Genomic DNA, 17,890 nt, shown 5'->3' with positions numbered 1-17,890 from the left:
ATAGTCTCCCGTCTTTTATACGTAACTGGAACCAGTTTTACGGCATGGTTGTCGTGTGGCTGGTTTTTTTAATTTTTGTATTTTGGCTCATTACCAAATCATTTGAATGAGCTTAACCGATTGGATAGTTTTAGGCGGCACCCTGCTGGCTATCGTGTTATACGGTGTTTTTAAAAGCGGCAGTAACAAAAACATCGATCAATATCTGGGCAGCCGCTCGTTACCGTGGTATCATGTGGGCCTATCGGTAATGGCCACCCAGGCAAGCGCCATTACCTTCCTTTCAGCACCCGGCCAGGCCTATGGCGATGGGATGCGCTTTGTACAGTTCTATTTCGGGTTGCCGCTGGCCATGATTGTGCTATGCGTAACTTTTGTGCCCATTTTCCATAAATTAAAAGTTTATACCGCGTATGAGTTTTTAGAGCAACGCTTTGATCTGAAAACCCGAACCTTAACCTCCCTGTTATTTTTGATCCAGCGGGGGCTGTCTACCGGTATCACCATCTATGCGCCATCAATCATTCTATCGGGTATCTTACATATTAACACTACTTACACCACGCTATTTATAGGCGGGCTGGTGTTATTCTATACGGTTTACGGCGGCTCAAAGGCGGTATCGTACACGCAACTGCTGCAAATGTCTATCATTTTTTCGGGCATGTTCCTGGCTGGTCTGTTTGTGGTCATGCTGATGCCTGCAGATGTCGGCTTTATCAAATCCATCAAAATAGCTGGCAACCTGGGCCGCATGAATATTATCGACTGGAAGTTTGACCCGGATAACCGATATAACATCTGGAGCGGCATTATCGGCGGCTTCTTTTTACAGCTATCCTACTTCGGTACAGATCAAAGCCAGGTTGGGCGATACCTAACCGGCAGCACCGTTGGCCAAAGCCGCCTGGGGCTGATCATGAACGGCCTGTTGAAGATCCCTATGCAGTTTTTGATCTTGCTGGTTGGCGTGCTGGTATTTAGCTTCTATCAATTTAACAGGCCGCCGGTATTCTTTAATAATTATGAGGTAGAGCAGGTGAAGAAAAGCACCTACGCCCCGCAATTTAATTACCTGGAGCGCCAGTACACCGAGGCGTTTAAACAGAAAAGGATCAAGGCTGATGAACTGTCTAAAGCCATCGACAGCAATAACCCGGAAAACGTCGCGCGCGCTAAGGACGCCTTAAAGTTGGCCAATGTGCAGTCGGGCATTATCCGGCAGGATGCCATAGCGGTAATTAAAAAGAATAATGAGAAGGCTAATGTGGATGATACCAATTACGTATTCCTCACTTTTGTTACGCATTACCTGCCAAAGGGATTAATAGGCTTATTAATCGCCATTATATTCCTGGCTTCTATGGGCTCGACGGCAAGTGGGCTCAACTCACTGGCATCAACCAGTGTGATAGATTTTTACAGGCGCATCATTAACCCCAACGCCGCTGATAAAAGCTACGTGGTCGCATCCCGATTGGCCACCATATTCTGGGGACTGGTTTGTATTGCTATGGCGCTTTATGCCAGCAAAATTGGCAACTTGTTAGAAGCCGTTAACCAGTTAGGGTCATACATTTACGGAACCATTTTGGGGGTATTTGTGGTGGCCTTTTACATTAAACGTATTAACGGCACATCGGTATTCATAGCTGCGGTAATTACCGAGGTGATCATCTGTGTGATGGGTTATTACAACGCTGTAGCCTATCTGTGGTTAAATGCTATCGGCTGTTTCGGGGTGATCATCATCGCGGGGATTTTTACAATCTTCAGTAAGCCAAACTTACCTGCACCTAAAACCGAAGCCTGATTAACTGCATTGCGTACTATGATAGAACCCTTCTTATCGCAAAAAAAATATACAAAAAAAGGAGGCGCAGTTTCTTGCGCCTCCATATATTGTAAATATACGCTCTTAGTTTTTTGCCTGCCCTATCACCGCTTCGTTTAAACGAACGTATTCATCATCATTGCTTTCCTTTGCTAAACGTACGCCTTCCTGCGCGGTTGCAATAGCCTCGGCCTTTTTACCCATTTTTAACTGAATGCGGGCCTTCCATAATTTGTACCAGGGGCCTTTAGGTTCCAGTTTTTCGGCTTCTAAGGCCCAGGTCATCGCTTTATTCAGGTCTTTATCGTTTTCATAATAATACTGTATAGCATTAAAATAGGGGCGTTTTTTAACGTCGCCCTGCATTAACTTCTCAATGTTGGCAGTAATTTGCAAATCATCATCAGTTTGCATATGGATAGGCACGCCGGTGTGGTCCCAAACGATATACAAGTCGGTGCTTTTAGTGGTCGAGTTTGCAAACTGCATGGTCAGCGATTCGCGTTTTTCTTTTACATCAATAGGTTTTACTTTAAAGCGCAGCAAATCATCTGATTGTTTGTAGCTGTAGGCACCCCATTGCTTTGCGGTTTTATTCAGAATAATGGTCCATTCCTTTTCGCCGGGGATGCTGAATAAAGCATACGTACCCATGGGTACCTTATTACCTTCAACAATTACATTTTCGCTAAAACTAATGGTGGTTGCAGCATTGGCACCGGTGCGCCAAACTTCGCCGTACGGGTTAATACCACCGAATATTTTGCGGCCCTTTACATTTGGGCGCGAGTAGGTGATCGTGATCTTCCCCAGGCCAAAATCCTGAATTATCGTTTGGGTAGAGCTTGCTTCGGGTATGCGGGGCTCCTGAGCGTATGTTTTTAAAGTGGCGCACGCCATTAACATTATGCACAGGTATATAAAGCGTTTTTTCATTGGTCGAATTTTACCACTAAGGTAATAATTGTTGAATGAATTTTTAATGAAATAGAAAAGCCGGGCTATCAACCCGGCTTCTATCGTTAACTACAGGTATGTTTACATATCTCTGATGATTTACATCCCTTACCGCATGTTTCTAAACAAGTTGGTTTTGAGCAGGTTTTAATACATTTTGTGCACTTATTCATTTTACTATTGCAGCAAGGTGTATTTGCTGATGAAACTGCGCATATAGAGAACATCATCATCATTGTGATGAAAATAAATTTTTTCATGATTTTTTAATTAGACTGTTTATTAAAGATTATACTTTACGGTAAATAAATACCGCCATAATGAACCTTAATTAAACTTTTGGAGGGTTCCAGCAAGACCGCGAATAATCTGTAATGCTGCCTGATGGATGAGATAAACTGTTTAATTCTAATGCTTGCGCCATTACCGGTTGGGTAATTATTGGATTAACCTCCCAACAGCAACAGAAATTGCAAGTTACCAAGTTAAAACAAACGCCCTTTGCACAACTGTTATTTTCATTATGCGGAATTTTATTCTTCGTACAGCATTGCGCGTCAGATCTGTTATTACCAATAAATGCTTTGCCTGGTGTTACCGAAACAGTTAGCACACATAACGCTAATAAAAAGCAGATCAATTTCATTGCTTAAAAAACGTTGAACATGGCTTTATATTATTAATCTGTAACAAAAAAGGCGTAAAAAATAAAAGCCCCCCAGACTTGCTCCGGGGGACTTTCAACCTAAACCTTATCACAATTAACCGGTAAGTTTACCGGTCCGTACTAATTAATACAAATACTATACCAATTGATACCATAAATTTAAACTTGTGCCAAAAAATGCTTTTGGCTCGTTTACAGGCATTAGTAATTTTTTTACTTTAGTGTCATTAAGACACATTTTTAAAAACTGCGCTGTTTTTTGTATTTCAAATACCACACTTTATGGATGCTTTGCCACACTTTTGCGTCGCAGGTAGGCATCCAGTAAAAACAACCCCAATACCACATCAAAAAACAAAAAGCCTTTAACAACCGGGGCGGTAAATAAATCGGGTACTTTGTTAATACTTACGCTATCCGGCAATTTCATGTTTGCTGTGGCATGCCAATCTGCACTGCCGAAGGCAAAGATTACTAACGCGGTAATGGTCAATATAAAGAAAGCGGCTATCCCCCAAATAATACGCCTGTTCACAGTTGCCTTTAATGGTTGCTGCGCATGCTCCGTACGGATTGTTTCCATCACCTTGTAAGTAAATGCCATTGACGGCTCATCAACTTCTATCGCTGCAAATTCGGCGTTCAGTTTTATCAGCCCTCTGTATTTATTGCCGTACGCCTCATCATCAGCTATCAATTTAGCAACGGCTTGCCGTTCTTCGGCTGTGCCGAAACCGTCAATATAGTCCCAAAGTTTCTCTTCTATGCTGCTCATATCAGTTCATTAACTTCATGTTTTAAATTACGCTCCAGCCTGTCTTTTAAACGCTGGCGCGCCCTGAATAGTTTTACCTTAACGGTATTGGCCTCCATGCCCGTGGCCTTTGCTATTTCCTCCAACGATTGTTCGCCCTGGTAAAATAGGGTGATGATAGTGGCATCATCGGGAAGTAACTGGCCTATCGCCTGGTTAAGATAATACGACCTTGATTTGTTCTCAACATTATTTTCGTCATAACTGCCCGGCTTGCTCTCTATTTGCAGAAAAGATTCTTCTTCATCTATAGACGCTGTATTAACCCGTTTCTTTCGCAAAAAGGTCATGGCCGTGGTATAGACAATGCTGTACAACCAGGTGCTAAATTTTGACTGCTGCTGAAACGAGCTTAAAGATCTGTACGCTTTTATAAAGCAATCCTGCGCAATTTCTTCTGCATCCTCGCGGCCTTTAGCAAAACGCAAAGCCAGGGTAAATACAAAACGCTGGTGGCGTTTTACCAGGTCGGCATAGGCCGATTGGTTGCCATCAAGCGTTTGCTGTATCAATTCTATATCGGTAAGCTTGCTTTGCATATTATACACACCCTCTGACGACACAAAGAGGGTTAAGGTTACAGGCGAAATTTACGATTTTAGAATTTAGATATTAATTGCCTCAATAAGGTATACACAGACCAGTATGCCATTGCCCAAATCGTAAATCTTAATTCTAAAATATTTTCCTATCAGGGTGTAACCTCTTCAAAAAACCTGTGGTCATAGCATACAAATACACCGTGGTGGTGTAGTTTAGAATCAAAATATTTACACTTAAACTTATATATTATGGACGAAAAAGTTTTAATCCCTATTTTAATATCACTTGGCTTATTTGCAATGGTATTTGGGATAGTTTATCTCAGGAACCGCGAACGCATGGCAATGATTGAACGCGGCATGGATCCCCGCAGCTACAAAGCACAACCCGCACCTTATCAAAACTTAAAATGGGGCTTATTACTTATCGGCTCGGGCTTTGGCTTGTTTTTAGCCTACTTGCTTGACTATACTTTGTTTAGCAGCAGCCGTAATGAAAATGAGGCGATTTACTTTGCACTGATAGCGATATTTGGGGGATTAGGCTTGGTGCTATCTTACCGGGTTGAGAAAAAAGAGCTTTACAACAATGATAGCAAACTATAATTGATTAAGCTTAAAATAAAAAGAGGCCTTCGCAGTGTGCAAAGGCCTCTTTTTATTTTAAAGATATTTTTCTTTAAGAATTTGCAGGTGGTGCAGTTCATGCCCGGCGCAAATATAAACTAACGCTTTAACAGATACCGGGTGATTGTTGGCCGTTCCCAAACGATCTAACTGCTGCAGGCTAAATGATCCGAACAAATAAAGAGTAGATTCGCGTACCGTCCTGAATTCGGCTGCAAGGCTTTGTATGCTCCGCGCATTAAAATCCGTATTATCTACATAAACATCCTGATCAAAGCCCGGCAGGACAGCGTTTTCTCTCGAAAAACACAAAGCGCGGAAAGCAAACACGCGCTCGGTATCTATCATATGGCCAAGCACTTGCTTAATAGTCCATTTACCATCGGCATAGGCGTAGCTGCCCTGCTCTTCCGTAAAGTTACTAAACAGGTTATACGTGGTTGTTTGCAGCTGCTCTAACAGTTCCATTACGTCGGCGCCTTGCGGCACTTTTGATACGTAGGTTTCGGCATATGCCTGGTACTCGTCAGGCTGTGGTCGGTTTATCATTGGTTAAACTTTTTAATACGATCCTAAATGTAGTCCCTTTACCCAGTTCACTATCCTTCACAAATATCTGCCCGTTATGGTAGTTTTGGATCATCCTTTTGGTGAGCGATAAGCCCAGCCCCCAGCCGCGTTTACGTGTAGTATACCCCGGCTGAAAAACGGTATCGAACTTTGAGCGGGGGATACCTTTACCTGTATCGGTAACATCAATATAAACCAGCTTTTTAGCCCTGCTGCCGCTAATTTCAACCTTGATACTACCGGTGCCATCAATAGCGTTAACAGCATTTTTTAAAAGGTTTTCTATCACCCAGTCAAATAACGGGATATTGAGGCCGGCAATCAGGCGCCTGTTACCGGTAAGTTCAAAGCTGATCTTGTTGCTTACACGCACCTTAAAATAATCCACAAAATCTTTTACAACCTCGTAAACCGAGTGTTCCTCCAATTTGGGTTTCGAACCTATTTTTGAGAAACGGTCGGCCACTATTTCCAGTCGCCGCACGTCGTTCTCCATCTCGGCCATCAGTGGGTCGTCTTCGGCATTAAACTTATCTTTTATCAGCTCTATCCATGCCATCAGCGATGATATGGGTGTACCCAACTGGTGGGCGGTCTCTTTAGCTAAACCCACCCAAACCTGGTTCTGCTCCGATTTCCTTGACGAACTGAATGCCGTATAAGCCACCATCAAAAATATGGCAATTACCGATAACTGGATGTATGGAAATATCTTAAGTTGCGTTAACAGATCCGAATCTTTATAATAAACCAGCGACGGAACGTTAAATAATACCAGTTTAATAGGTTCGTGCTGCTTTTTCATATAATCCAGCTCGTCCTTAAAATATTGCGGATCGTAGGTGATTTTTCTCAGTTTAAGCTCCTCGGGACTCATCTTGATATACGTTTTGGTGGTATCCAGGCCACGGAACGTGGTAATATCCCCTTTGTCATCTATAACGATGGCCGGTACTGCCGAGCTATCGCGAACGGCCAATACATAACTCAAAAAATCATTATCGTCTGATGCTGTGACCTGTTTCATACTCAGCGCCCAGATCTGCGCCCGGGTCCGCTCGGACCGGGCTATGTTTTTAACCAGGTAGCTGGTATAAAACAACGACCCGCTGGCAATAACAATCGCGAAGCTGAGCAGCAAATATTTCCATCGGCGTTTTTGTTGGTACGGGTTCATACTTTAGTCCGGAAGTCGGAAAGTCCGAAGTCGGGGCAAATTACGTAAAATGTTTTTTACTTGTGCTGGAAACCTGCTATGTAAGTATAAAGTAAGGTATTCTGCCAAAAAGCTTTCCAACTTCCCGACTTTCGGACTAAACCCTATCTTTGCTGTGCAATGTCAGATAAAAAAGTAAGAGTCCGTTTTGCGCCTAGCCCAACAGGTGGTTTACACCTGGGTGGTGTGCGTACCGTATTGTTTAACTACCTTTTTGCTAAAAAGCACAACGGTGATTTTGTTTTACGTATCGAGGATACCGACCAAACCCGCTACGTGGATGGTGCGGAGCAATATATTTTAGATTGTTTGAAATGGTGCGGCATTACGCCCGATGAGAGCCCGGTTGCCGGCGGCAAATACGCGCCGTACCGCCAAAGCGAGCGCAAGCCTATCTATCGTGAATACGCCGAAAAATTAGTGGCAGAAGGCCACGCTTATTACGCATTTGATACGCCCGAAGAACTGGACGCCAAACGTAAGGAATTGCCCAACTTTCAGTATGGCCATGCGCACCGGTACGAATTGCGCAACTCGTTAAATTTGCCTTTACATGAAGTTGAAGCTTTACTACATGCCAATACTCCGCACGTTATCCGCATAAAAATGCCGCAGGACGATACCATTAGCTTTAATGATATGATACGCGGCTATGTAAGCTTTGATACTAACCAGGTTGATGACAAGGTATTGCTTAAGGCTGATGGTATGCCCACCTACCACTTAGCCGTGGTAGTTGATGATTATCTGATGAAGATAACCCATGCCTTTCGAGGTGAAGAGTGGCTGCCGTCCGCCCCGGTACATTTGTTACTATGGGAATACTTAGGCTGGAAGGCCGATATGCCCGAGTGGGCCCACCTCCCACTGATCTTAAAACCCGACGGACACGGTAAATTAAGCAAACGAGATGGTGCGCGCCTGGGTTTCCCGGTTTATGCCATGAACTGGCTGGATAAAAAAACAGATGAACTAACCCCCGGTTTTCGTGAATTGGGCTTTTTGCCCGAGGCATTCCTGAACTTGCTGGCTATGCTGGGCTGGAATGATGGCAGCGACCAGGAGATCTTTTCGCTGGATGAGCTGATAGAAAAATTCTCTATCGAGCGCATCAGCAAGGCCGGTGCTAAATTCGATTTTGAAAAAGCTAAATGGTACAATGCCGAGTGGATCAAACGAACCGCTGCCGAAGATTTAAAAGTTAGGGTTTGGGAAGTGTTACGGTCAAACGGCGTTAATGTTACCAATGAGGCTTACTTGCTTAAAATAATTGATGTAGTGAAAGAGCGTTGCGTGGTACTGCCCGATTTTTATCAGCAGTCGGCTTATTTTTTTCAACAACCGGCACAGTATGATCTTGCTTCTGTTAAACCAAAGTGGACTGATCCTAAGACCGAATATTTTAATGCTTTAGTTACCGCTATAGCACAATTGGAAGTTTTTGAACCAGCTGCTTTAGAGACGCGTTTTAAGGCCCTGGCCGAAGAAAAAGCGATAAAAGTAGGCGATGTGATGCTGCCCTTCCGCATTATGCTGGTAGGTGGTAAATTTGGCCCGCATGTTTTTGATATAGCCGCACTGCTTGGCGAAAGCGAAACGATCATCCGGATTGAAAAAGCCCTGGAAGCTTTTACGGCTTAAGGTCGTTTTTAAAAATACAACATAGATTAAAGCAAAACGCCGGACAATTGATATTGCCCGGCGTTTGCTTTTGCCCGGTAGTTAAGCGGGCGGTTTTTAGTAGTTAAAGTAAAATTTTTATTCCAAAGTGATCTGTCTTTTAATGCTTTCTTCTAACGATATAAATGTTTCGGTACGCTGAATACCTTTCACACTCTGGATTTGCTCGTTCAATACTTCACGCAAATGGTTGGTATCGTGGCAAACAATCTTAGCGAAGATACTCCAGCTGCCGGTGGTATAATGCAGCTCAACAATCTCTGGGACCATCTTTAACTGTTTAACGGCTTCGTTATACTGCGAGCCCTTTTCCAGGAAAATACCCAGGAAGGCGGTAACATCATAACCCAGCTTTTGCGGGTTAACTTCCAGGCTGGCCCCTTTAATAACACCTAACTCCTCCAATTTCTTCATCCGCACGTGTATGGTTCCGCCGGAAACGATCAACTCTTTTGCTATTTCCGTATAGGGTGTAGTAGCATTTTTCATCAATATTGATAAAATCTGAATATCCAGATTATCAATTTCTAAATTTTGGGGTTTCCTGTGAGGCATAAATTTTAATATCTATATTGAAATACAAGTATAATTATAATTAAAATAAAAATAAAAATATTTTGTTGAAATATTTGCAAGAAAAGGTCAACTCTACGATATTTGTATAAAGCAAATGACAATTGCTCTATTGTTCTTTAAAAAACAAACATTGTTGGGTGGTGAAATTTTTGGCAGACACACCTCCTTGTCCCGGTGGCGGAGAATATGGAAAACCCGAAGCGGGCTAACCACTCTGTGAAGGTTCGAACCCTTCCCCAACAGCATTTCCGACTTGAGAAATCGGATCTATATCCTGTAGGATGGTGAAATTTTTGGCAGACACACCTCCTTGTCGCGGTGGCGGAGATATTGGGAAACTCTTAGCAATAAGAATAACCACTCTGTGGAGGTTCGACCCCTTCTCCTACAGCTCTTCTCATAATTTAGGTTTATAATTGGTTAGTAAAAGCCCCTGCCCATCAGGGGCTTTACTTTTTTAAAAGATTTTTAAACCGGTAAATTCAAAAAATTTTTATTGAACGTATTTACAGTAACATAATTAGCACACACGCGGTTTCTGCGCTGCTACCAGTGCACTCACTTGTGTGGCATGCAATTAACCATCCGGCTTGTCTAAATTAGCATCACATGTTTACCTAAATTACCTGCAGAAATTATTGCTTAGTCAAAAACTCATAATCTGTATATTCTTTTTAGCGGGCTTATCGGCATAAGTTCAATAGGGGATAGCGGGCTCTTCAAATCTATCTTGTAGCCCTTTATCCAGGCAAGCTTGTTAAAACCAGCTGTATCAATCGAGAAAAATTTACTGATCGTTCCATCTTTATTGCGCTTTTTTGATGTAGCAACAAATTCGTTTAGCCCTTTTAAAATCAAGTCTTCATCCGCAGCTTTAAAACCAGTTAGTATATCTATTACACCGCCAAAGCTTTCAAATTGTTTCATTTTTACAAATCGTTGCAGGCAATGTATATTCCAGTCAAGCTTTTCCCAATCCTCCAGTAAAATATTCTGCACACTGTTTGAATATTGATAAGGCATGCTGGTTTCATTATTTATCTTATTTCTCAATTTACTATACCGGATTATCAACGCCTCATTGTCTGAAAGCATGGCATAAGTTATTTGAGACATGCCGTTATCCATTACGCGCCAGTCGTAAACGTTACTCATATGTTCCGCCACCCGGGCCGCTTTATAAAAACAATCTTTAGCCTTTTCGAAGTCGCAATCCACATACATATTATATAAGGCAATCGCGACATAGTCGTATTCAAAAAACGGAATTATATGATACGGATCTTCGCCCTTATCAAGTTTACTGAAAGCTATTATTTGATTATTTAATAAATTATTAACAATAGCTTTCAAATTTTCTATGTTTTCCATTTACACTAATAACTATTTAATTTTAACACCACAATTTCGCCGGTTGTTTTATCAACTGCTGTCACGGTTTTTGTTATTTTAGAAACATTCTGTTGTAACGTATTTCCTAAAGATGTTAATCCTGGTGTGTCCGTCATTTTAATTATCATATTTGTTATCCATGCGTCGCTCATCTGTGCAGGCAGCGTTGTACTTATATTTCCAGGGTTTAATTTGATGTTTCCTGTTGATTTTATCTGCTTCGCCTCGTTAATAATAATATCTGTAGGACTTGAAAGACTGCGTTTTATATAAACACCGTCGAAGCCATTGTTACTACCAATTTTAGATTCGTATTTAACGTATCCCTCTTTCTGAAAAAGGATATCGGCAAGTTGTTCGGTTTTTGTGCCCAAAGCATCGCTGTTGGCGATGATGTCACTATTACTTATCACATTAGGCCCCTTTGAATAATACTTTTGAGCTTTTAACTTAAGTGTTACTGCAAGCAGGTAATCTTTCAGTATAACCTATCTTATTAAGGGAATTATAAACTTAAATCCAAATATCCTATCCGCACAATCAAATCCACAATTAAGTCTACCTTTTTGGCCGTCCATTTATTACTATTAAAATTAATTGGCTCTTTTGCCAATTAATTAATAAATAAAATACCATTATTTTGATAAACTCATTTATTATTATAATTTTAGCATATGGCTTTAAGGAAATTTAAATGCTTCTTTACATTTCTACTGCTCCTGGAGGTGGTTTCCTTAATATTTCTTCCTTTTTTTGAAACATCAGAAGTTTACGCATCAAATTCCTTTATTAATTACCGTAAAAAACAAACCAAGCGAAATATAAGTGCAGTTTTTACCATAAAAGCTCACGGATGCCCGCTTCAAAACCATAGAGACCGTTTCCAATCTATATTTAAGGAAGCTTCTTCCGCTTTAACATCAGGTTTTTTAACCCTGGATAGTGATTACCATCAGTATAACCTATCGGCCGAACGGCTGACCAAGCTGATGTTATTTCCGTACCACTCTTTTTGGTAGCAAGGCAAAGGCGTAGTGCTATAACTGCCCTTTCAACCCTAACCTTTAAAAAAGACTGTTTCGTTTATAAATCACTTATCACAAAAAACTAAAAAATGAAAAAAATTGTACCTTTCGGCATACTTGCAATAGTAGTTATCCTGGCATTGCTGTTCCCCGGTAATGTAGCTGCTGCTAAACCCGCAACAACCTATAATGGCGCCGACATTGCTTGGATGCTTATCTCGACTGCGCTGGTATTATTGATGACACCCGGCCTGGCTTTCTTTTATGGCGGTATGGTGCGTAAAAAGAACGTTATCTCCACCATGTTACAAAGCTTTGTATGTATGGGCCTCATCACTATCATTTGGGTAGTATTCGGCTTCAGCATGGCTTTTGGCGATGATGTTGGCGGCTTGGGTATCATAGGTAACCCTAAATCGTTCTTCATGATGCAAAACACATTGGGTGTAGCCTGGTTAGGCGGCACTATCCCGGTTATTCTTTTTGCGATGTTTCAATTAAAATTTGCGGTTATCACCCCCGCACTTATCACCGGTGCATTTGCAGAGCGTATTCGTTTTAACTCTTACCTTATCTTTATTACCCTTTTCATTGTAATTATCTATATCCCGCTTGCCCACGCCACCTGGCACCCGGAGGGCATCTTCTTTAAATACGGAGTGCTTGATTTTGCAGGTGGTACCGTTGTACACATGAGCGCAGGCTGGGCCGCATTGGCATCGGCATTATATCTTAAAAAACGTACCGGCGCCGAAGAGGTGCACACCCCGGCACGTATCAGTTACGTAATATTAGGTACCGGCTTACTTTGGTTCGGCTGGTTTGGTTTCAATGCAGGTTCGGCATTAGGATCGGGCGAATTAGCTGCAACCGCGTTAGCTACTACCACTACCGCATCCGCAGCAGCAGCCATGTCATGGATTTTCTTTGATATCCTGCGGGGTAAAAAACCATCTGCAATGGGTGCCTGTATCGGTGCCGTTGTAGGTTTGGTTGCCGTAACACCTGCTGCAGGCTATATTACTGTATCCAGCTCACTTATAGTAGGTATTGTTGCTGCTGTAGTCAGTAACCTGGTAGTGTTATGGAGAAGCAAAACGAATATTGACGATACGCTTGATGTATTCCCCTGCCACGGTGTAGGTGGTATGGTTGGTATGCTTATGACCGGTATCTTTGCGACCAAAGCGGTCAACGCCGCCGGTGCCGAGGGTTTGGCTTATGGCGAAACAGCCTTGTTTATCAAACACGTTGTTGCCCTGGTGGCCGTATCGGCGTTTGCCTTTGTGGGTGCATTTATCCTGCTAAAGGTTACTGACCTGATCAGCCCGTTACGTGTAACTCCTGAAGAAGAACTTGCCGGCTTGGATGTTTCCCAACACGACGAAGAACTATAAGAACTCAACTAAAACTAACTAACAAAGAAAAGGGGGTGCGAAAGCATCCCTTTTTTATTTAAAGCACTATCTCACCTATATTTTAGAACGAATAGAAGGACTTATACCAGCGATATGCAGAATTTACCGGCTGTAGAGATTTAGACTATTACCCTTCGTACAAAATGACCTCTCAATTTCTTAGATTTTTAATCCCAACCCGGCCTCATTGTTCAATATCCATTTGCCATTTTCAAAACCAGGAATTTGGTAAGGGTTGTTTGATACCAGGAACGGGCCATCCAGGTCGGCCCAATCGCATTGCGGGGCCAGGGCCGCGGCGGCCAGTGTAGCGCAACTGGTTTCGCTCATACAGCCAATCAGGATGCTTAAATTCAATGCTTTAGCTTTATCGATCATCAACTGTGCCTCGTGCATCCCGCCCGATTTCATGAGTTTGATATTGATGCCATGATAAACCCCGGCAGCTTTAGTCACGTCGGGCAGGCGTTGTACAGCTTCATCGCCTATAATAGGGATAGGGCTACGTTCGGTTAGCCAGGCGTTGCCTTCCACATCGGTTTTCAGCATGGGCTGCTCTATCAGCATAACACCTTGCTCCTTAAGCCAGTACACCATATCCAGGCTTTGCTGCCGGTCTGTCCAGCCCTGGTTGGCATCAACATAAAGCGGCACGTCGGTAACCGAGCGGATGGTTTGGATCAGCTGCTTATCGGTATCGCGGCCCAATTTTACTTTTATCACTTTTAAACCGGCAGTTTCTTTTACCTTTTGCAGGATAATCTCTTCCGTATCGATGCCGATAGTAAAACTCGTCACAGGCATCAGGCCGGGTTCACTGCCCTGCAGCTGCCAGCAGGGTTTGCCCTGCAATTTGCCATCCAGGTCATGCAGGGCAATATCAATAGCCGCCTTTATAGCAGGCTGCCTCGGCGCAACGCTATCCAGGTAATTAATGATTACGTCAAAATCAAAGGGATATTTGAACTGCCCGGCGTCTACCTTATTTAAAAAATCCGTTGCCGTTTGGTAGCTCTCGCCCATGTAAGGCACCATAGAGGCTTCACCGAAGCCGGTAAAGCCCTCATGCTCCAACTGCACCAGCATTACAGGGGTTGAGCTGCGCGAAAATTTGGCAATGGTAAAGGTATGCTTAAGCAGTAGTTCGTATGGTTGGTAAGTAAGCTGCATGTCAAATATCAAAGCTAAAGTTTTACAATTAAATTCCTGCTTATCTTTGCCGCTATGCCTGCAAAAATTTATTCCCCGTTCGAGAAGTTTAACTTCAGCAATAAACAGTGTTTTTTGAGCGGGCTGGCCTTAAACAGCGAGGAAGAAAAGATCCAGGTTTTCCCGCAATGGTTAATGAGCCTTTACGGCCTGGAAGACCAACCGTTTAAGTTACTTGACGAAACAATTGCTACCTATAAGGACCTCAAAATCCCCTGCTCGGCTACTATCAACGAGGAATATTTAGAACCGCTGGAGAAAGAAGTCGCAGCCGCGTTTGCTGCCGGTTACGAGGGCGTTATGGCTTTAGACGAGCTGAAAATTTACCAATGGGCAGGTAAACTATTGTACGGAATTATTTTTAACGAGATCCAGTCGGGCATCCGGTTAATGCATTCGCAAGGCGAGGAGTTTAATATTTCGCAATCCATCATCCACAAATTCAGCCATTTACACATGATGCTGCAAAGCATTAATCTGCCTTTGCACTTTGAAGGTTTTAAGCCCTTCAGCCTGTTTTTATTTAAGGTAGATAACAACGAGAAAGAATTTGGGTACCGCGATGAGATAAATACCCAAACCTTTGCCTTGCGGATAAAGGATTTTGGCCTGGTGATATGCCTGCAGGATAACCGCGCCAACAGCTTATACCACCGGGAGGTTTTTGAGAAGATAAAGGGCGATAGGCTGCACCCTATACAATTTGAAGAATTTTCGGCCAGGGTGTTCTATTCTAACTATCTGTTTAACCGCCTGCCCGAGTACAATATTTTACCGGTTGGCGAAGAAATTTATATAGAAGCCATGCCGCTACGCGGGATGAGCAGCAAACCACTATTTGACGACTGGGTGAATAAAACCTACGGCCAGGTGTTAGAAAACTTCTGGAAAAACTGGGGATTTCTGCTACTGGAGATCATCAAGAACCCCGAGCACCCTATGAGCTTTTTGTTTGCTAAAGACGGCGAAAAAATTATCGCTGTAACGATTGAATTGCCTCGCTAAACTTCCCGATAAAATCATGTACGATGCGCGGGTTCAGCGCAATGGTGATAATGATACCGCTTAACGCGCCAAATAAGTGGGCATCGTGGTTAACGTTATCCCTGGCATGTTTGGATGCGAAATGGCAATAGATGAGGTACAAGGCCCCAAAAACAAATGCCGGGAAATGAATACCGGGAATGATCAATAGCCCCATTTGCGCAAACGGATTGTACATAATAGCACTAAAAACTACTGCACTTATCGCCCCGGACGCCCCGAGACTGTTATACCAAATATCGTTTTTATGTTTTTGGATAGAGGGCAGGTCGCTTAGTATTAAGCTTATTACATACAACACTCCAAACTGCCAGTGCCCTAACACAGCCTCCAGCTGAAAGGCAAAAAAGTAATAGGATAGCATATTAAAGAACAGGTGGTTCCAGTCTTTGTGAATAAGGCCGCTGGTGATCACCGTATAAACCCGTTCGCCGCGAGATACGTTGTATGGATTGAGGATAAAACGGGCGTAAATATCCTCGTCGTTAAAAGCCCAAAGCGTTGTAGCGATGGTGAGCACAAATATGATGGATGCCACCGGGGCATATTGCAGGTATTCTAACATTATTTCAGATCGAGTTTAGCATCGGTTAATAAGCGGCCCACCGGGTAACGTAGGTATGTTTTTTCAAAGTACGGCGAATTGCGATAAACAAAGTTCAGCTGTTGCGCTGCACTCTTTGCCAATGCCGGGTTAGCAGCCTTTTCATCGTCCAGCTTTTGGCGCAGTGCAGGGTCTTTTTTCAACAGGTCGGCGGCAATATCTTCAAAAACATAATCAGAAAAATATTCCTTTTGGCCCAAAATCGAATCAAAAAAGTTCCAGGCGAAAAATGAATCGACACCCTGCGGTTCCAGCGTTTCAATTAGGTAACGGTTTATGGGTTGGTTTACGTACACCACGTAATCGCCCTCGTAAAATTTAATTTTGCTATCTACCGGGTTAAGCTTAACACCGGTATGTATGTAGTGCCCCTCAAACGGGCGCGTGCCCGTTTTATAATCGGCTATATAATACATTTGCAGGTTAAGGGTCGTATCATGGATCAACCTGCTCATAGCTACCTTATTCAGCTTAAACAGATCAATCACCTTACCCCATGCCTGCGGGATCACATAGGCTACCGGTTTTTCAGCCGTTGCGGTTGTTTTATACGTGTTAAAGAATTTGATAGTACGGGTGTAGGGTTTGTTCCTGTCGTAAAACAGGCGCTTTAATCCGCTTACTTCGCTAATTTTATAGCTCGCTTCGTAACCTTTAAAGCTGATGGTATCAACCTTATTTTCATCAAGTGCCCAGGCCAGGCCAAAAGTTTTTTGTTGGCTTACTTCTGCATCAACCCTTTTCTTTAACTCGCCTATTTGTTTGGCATCACGCTGGCAAATATTGATCAGCTCCTGCATAAAGTTGTAGGTAGCTTGCAGGCGTTTATCAAAGGGTTTCAGCATGTGCGTTTCGGTCATGTAGCTGATGATGTTATGCTGCGCCGCAAACCCGGTAGAAAAGCGCGGCGTTTCCATAAAACTCACAATACCCGAATCAGGTAGCCCGCCTTCGCCTGCGCCGTAAGGGATCATTTCATAACCGCTCTTTTTCATACCTTTGTATAAATCGGCAGTCATCACCTTTGTGGTATAATCTGCCAGCAGCGGGTTTTGCTTGTCCTTCTGAGTTTCAATCAGGGTCATTACGTACTGGTAGTCGGCACCGTCGCTTACGTGGTTATCCAGTAACACTTCGGGCATCCAGGTATTCAGGATCTGGGTAAAGGCAAGTGCATTCTTACTATCGGCCTTTATAAAATCGCGATTAAGGTCCAAGTTGCGGTAGTTGCCCCTAAAGCCATAAGCCCGCGGCCCGTTTTGATTCGCGCGGGATATGCCCCGGTTCATATTGCCATCTATATTATAAACAGCGATAAAACAGAGCACAACATCTTTAGGCAGGCGGTTGTTTTTAAGCAGATCACGCGCCAGCATCATACTTGCATCTATGCCTTCCGGTTCACCGGGGTGGATGCCGTTGTTAATGAGCAGCACCCGTTTGTTTTGCTTTTTGATGAGAGCAGGGTCGAAAACCTTATCCTTTGAAAGCACCACCAGCGTAAGCGGTTTGCCAATATCGGTAGAGCCGTAATTGACCAACCTCATTTGCGGCTGTTGTTTGGCCAGGTTTTGATAGTATTTAATTACCTCGGCGTAGGTAGCCGTATAGTTTTTATCCTTACTTAATTCAAATGGCGTAAGCTGTGCCGATGCGTTGATGCAGCAAAAAATGATAAGCAACAGTAAAAAATGTCTTTTCATATATGGTAGGGC

Annotated in this window: 17 protein-coding genes and 1 tRNA gene; 7 read left to right on the top strand and 11 right to left on the bottom strand. The window is 43.0% G+C overall.

The window, feature by feature from the left end; genetic code table 11:
• Nucleotides 1-106 precede the first annotated feature (106 nt).
• Nucleotides 107-1,813: a sodium:solute symporter gene (locus IDJ76_RS11130; RefSeq protein ID WP_191163389.1), complete on the top strand. Its 1,707-nt coding sequence runs from the start codon at nt 107-109 to the stop codon at nt 1,811-1,813.
• Between the two features lie 105 nt (nt 1,814-1,918).
• On the opposite strand, the gene IDJ76_RS11125 is transcribed toward IDJ76_RS11130, so the two are convergent.
• From IDJ76_RS11125 to IDJ76_RS11115, 3 genes are all read right to left on the bottom strand, one after another.
• The gene (locus IDJ76_RS11125; protein ID WP_191163388.1) at nt 1,919-2,770 is read right to left on the bottom strand and encodes a DUF2911 domain-containing protein; all 852 of its coding nucleotides are present in this window, start codon (nt 2,768-2,770) and stop codon (nt 1,919-1,921) included.
• Nucleotides 2,771-3,738: 968 nt separating this feature from the next.
• Complete coding sequence (locus IDJ76_RS11120; RefSeq protein ID WP_191163387.1) at nt 3,739-4,233, bottom strand: anti-sigma factor; 495 nt, start codon at nt 4,231-4,233, stop codon at nt 3,739-3,741.
• On the bottom strand, nt 4,230-4,811 hold the full coding sequence (locus IDJ76_RS11115) for an RNA polymerase sigma factor (RefSeq protein WP_191163386.1): 582 nt from the start codon (nt 4,809-4,811) through the stop codon (nt 4,230-4,232). Before IDJ76_RS11115 ends, IDJ76_RS11120 begins: the two co-directional genes overlap by 4 nt.
• Before the next feature lie 252 nt (nt 4,812-5,063).
• Here IDJ76_RS11115 and IDJ76_RS11110 point away from each other — a divergent pair, with 252 nt between their 5' ends.
• The gene (locus IDJ76_RS11110) at nt 5,064-5,420 is read left to right on the top strand and encodes a DUF6249 domain-containing protein (protein ID WP_191163385.1); all 357 of its coding nucleotides are present in this window, start codon (nt 5,064-5,066) and stop codon (nt 5,418-5,420) included.
• 57 nt (nt 5,421-5,477) lie between these two features.
• On the opposite strand, the gene IDJ76_RS11105 is transcribed toward IDJ76_RS11110, so the two are convergent.
• Nucleotides 5,478-5,990 carry a DinB family protein gene (locus tag IDJ76_RS11105; protein ID WP_191163384.1) on the bottom strand — a complete coding sequence of 171 codons (513 nt, stop codon included), beginning with the start codon at nt 5,988-5,990 and terminating at the stop codon, nt 5,478-5,480.
• Entirely contained in the window at nt 5,968-7,188 is a 1,221-nt protein-coding gene (locus tag IDJ76_RS11100; RefSeq protein ID WP_191163383.1) for a sensor histidine kinase, read from the bottom strand. The genes IDJ76_RS11105 and IDJ76_RS11100 overlap by 23 nt, the downstream gene beginning before the upstream one ends.
• Nucleotides 7,189-7,347: 159 nt before the next feature.
• Between IDJ76_RS11100 and gltX the strand changes: the two genes are divergently transcribed.
• The gene (gene gltX / locus IDJ76_RS11095; RefSeq protein ID WP_191163382.1) at nt 7,348-8,868 is read left to right on the top strand and encodes a glutamate--tRNA ligase; all 1,521 of its coding nucleotides are present in this window, start codon (nt 7,348-7,350) and stop codon (nt 8,866-8,868) included.
• A gap of 117 nt (nt 8,869-8,985) precedes the next feature.
• On the opposite strand, the gene IDJ76_RS11090 is transcribed toward gltX, so the two are convergent.
• Nucleotides 8,986-9,462, bottom strand: a complete 477-nt coding sequence (locus IDJ76_RS11090; protein WP_067188338.1) for an Lrp/AsnC ligand binding domain-containing protein — start codon at nt 9,460-9,462, stop codon at nt 8,986-8,988.
• A 152-nt stretch (nt 9,463-9,614) separates the two neighbouring features.
• Between IDJ76_RS11090 and IDJ76_RS11085 the strand changes: the two genes are divergently transcribed.
• A tRNA-Asp gene (locus IDJ76_RS11085) sits at nt 9,615-9,726 on the top strand.
• Nucleotides 9,727-10,137: 411 nt separating this feature from the next.
• Here IDJ76_RS11085 and IDJ76_RS11080 read toward each other — a convergent pair.
• Together IDJ76_RS11080 and IDJ76_RS11075 are read right to left on the bottom strand one after the other, a co-directional pair.
• On the bottom strand, nt 10,138-10,854 hold the full coding sequence (locus tag IDJ76_RS11080) for an immunity 49 family protein (RefSeq protein WP_191163381.1): 717 nt from the start codon (nt 10,852-10,854) through the stop codon (nt 10,138-10,140).
• Between the two features lie 5 nt (nt 10,855-10,859).
• A complete protein-coding gene (locus IDJ76_RS11075) occupies nt 10,860-11,288 on the bottom strand; it encodes a hypothetical protein (RefSeq protein WP_191163380.1) in 429 nt (142 codons plus the stop codon).
• Nucleotides 11,289-11,549: 261 nt separating this feature from the next.
• On the opposite strand from IDJ76_RS11075, the gene IDJ76_RS11070 reads away from it, so the two are divergent.
• Nucleotides 11,550-11,894 carry a hypothetical protein gene (locus IDJ76_RS11070; RefSeq protein WP_191163379.1) on the top strand — a complete coding sequence of 115 codons (345 nt, stop codon included), beginning with the start codon at nt 11,550-11,552 and terminating at the stop codon, nt 11,892-11,894.
• Between the two features lie 95 nt (nt 11,895-11,989).
• A complete protein-coding gene (gene amt / locus IDJ76_RS11065; protein WP_191163378.1) occupies nt 11,990-13,297 on the top strand; it encodes an ammonium transporter in 1,308 nt (435 codons plus the stop codon).
• Nucleotides 13,298-13,477: 180 nt separating this feature from the next.
• Here amt and IDJ76_RS11060 read toward each other — a convergent pair whose 3' ends face one another.
• On the bottom strand, nt 13,478-14,488 hold the full coding sequence (locus tag IDJ76_RS11060; RefSeq protein ID WP_191163377.1) for a dipeptide epimerase: 1,011 nt from the start codon (nt 14,486-14,488) through the stop codon (nt 13,478-13,480).
• 54 nt (nt 14,489-14,542) lie between these two features.
• Between IDJ76_RS11060 and IDJ76_RS11055 the strand changes: the two genes are divergently transcribed.
• Nucleotides 14,543-15,532 carry a hypothetical protein gene (locus tag IDJ76_RS11055; RefSeq protein ID WP_191163376.1) on the top strand — a complete coding sequence of 330 codons (990 nt, stop codon included), beginning with the start codon at nt 14,543-14,545 and terminating at the stop codon, nt 15,530-15,532.
• On the opposite strand, the gene IDJ76_RS11050 is transcribed toward IDJ76_RS11055, so the two are convergent.
• Nucleotides 15,501-16,136 (bottom strand): rhomboid family intramembrane serine protease, encoded by a 636-nt coding sequence (locus tag IDJ76_RS11050; RefSeq protein WP_191163375.1) that lies wholly within the window; start codon nt 16,134-16,136, stop codon nt 15,501-15,503. The two genes, IDJ76_RS11055 and IDJ76_RS11050, sit on opposite strands and share 32 nt — an antisense overlap.
• Nucleotides 16,136-17,878, bottom strand: coding sequence for a M14 family zinc carboxypeptidase (locus IDJ76_RS11045; RefSeq protein WP_191163374.1), 1,743 nt, complete (start codon nt 17,876-17,878; stop codon nt 16,136-16,138). The genes IDJ76_RS11050 and IDJ76_RS11045 overlap by 1 nt, the downstream gene beginning before the upstream one ends.
• Nucleotides 17,879-17,890 lie beyond the last annotated feature (12 nt).

Origin of the sequence: Mucilaginibacter glaciei (assembly GCF_014773245.1) — a bacterium.
GTDB classification, from domain to species: domain Bacteria; phylum Bacteroidota; class Bacteroidia; order Sphingobacteriales; family Sphingobacteriaceae; genus Mucilaginibacter; species Mucilaginibacter glaciei.
This window is presented reverse-complemented; position numbering and strand designations above follow the sequence as displayed.

Bases quoted from the DNA above. Each gene is read 5' to 3' on its own strand.
- IDJ76_RS11055 (WP_191163376.1), top strand. From the start codon at position 14,543: ATGCCTGCAAAAATTTATTCCCCGTTCGAGAAGTTTAACTTCAGCAAT.
- IDJ76_RS11115 (WP_191163386.1), bottom strand. From the start codon at position 4,811: ATGCAAAGCAAGCTTACCGATATAGAATTGATACAGCAAACGCTTGAT.
- IDJ76_RS11045 (WP_191163374.1), bottom strand. From the start codon at position 17,878: ATGAAAAGACATTTTTTACTGTTGCTTATCATTTTTTGCTGCATCAAC.
- IDJ76_RS11080 (WP_191163381.1), bottom strand. From the start codon at position 10,854: ATGGAAAACATAGAAAATTTGAAAGCTATTGTTAATAATTTATTAAAT.
- IDJ76_RS11100 (WP_191163383.1), bottom strand. From the start codon at position 7,188: ATGAACCCGTACCAACAAAAACGCCGATGGAAATATTTGCTGCTCAGC.
- IDJ76_RS11105 (WP_191163384.1), bottom strand. From the start codon at position 5,990: ATGATAAACCGACCACAGCCTGACGAGTACCAGGCATATGCCGAAACC.
- IDJ76_RS11050 (WP_191163375.1), bottom strand. From the start codon at position 16,136: ATGTTAGAATACCTGCAATATGCCCCGGTGGCATCCATCATATTTGTG.
- IDJ76_RS11060 (WP_191163377.1), bottom strand. From the start codon at position 14,488: ATGCAGCTTACTTACCAACCATACGAACTACTGCTTAAGCATACCTTT.
- IDJ76_RS11110 (WP_191163385.1), top strand. From the start codon at position 5,064: ATGGACGAAAAAGTTTTAATCCCTATTTTAATATCACTTGGCTTATTT.
- IDJ76_RS11090 (WP_067188338.1), bottom strand. From the start codon at position 9,462: ATGCCTCACAGGAAACCCCAAAATTTAGAAATTGATAATCTGGATATT.
- IDJ76_RS11070 (WP_191163379.1), top strand. From the start codon at position 11,550: ATGGCTTTAAGGAAATTTAAATGCTTCTTTACATTTCTACTGCTCCTG.
- IDJ76_RS11120 (WP_191163387.1), bottom strand. From the start codon at position 4,233: ATGAGCAGCATAGAAGAGAAACTTTGGGACTATATTGACGGTTTCGGC.
- gltX (WP_191163382.1), top strand. From the start codon at position 7,348: ATGTCAGATAAAAAAGTAAGAGTCCGTTTTGCGCCTAGCCCAACAGGT.
- IDJ76_RS11125 (WP_191163388.1), bottom strand. From the start codon at position 2,770: ATGAAAAAACGCTTTATATACCTGTGCATAATGTTAATGGCGTGCGCC.
- IDJ76_RS11130 (WP_191163389.1), top strand. From the start codon at position 107: ATGAGCTTAACCGATTGGATAGTTTTAGGCGGCACCCTGCTGGCTATC.
- amt (WP_191163378.1), top strand. From the start codon at position 11,990: ATGAAAAAAATTGTACCTTTCGGCATACTTGCAATAGTAGTTATCCTG.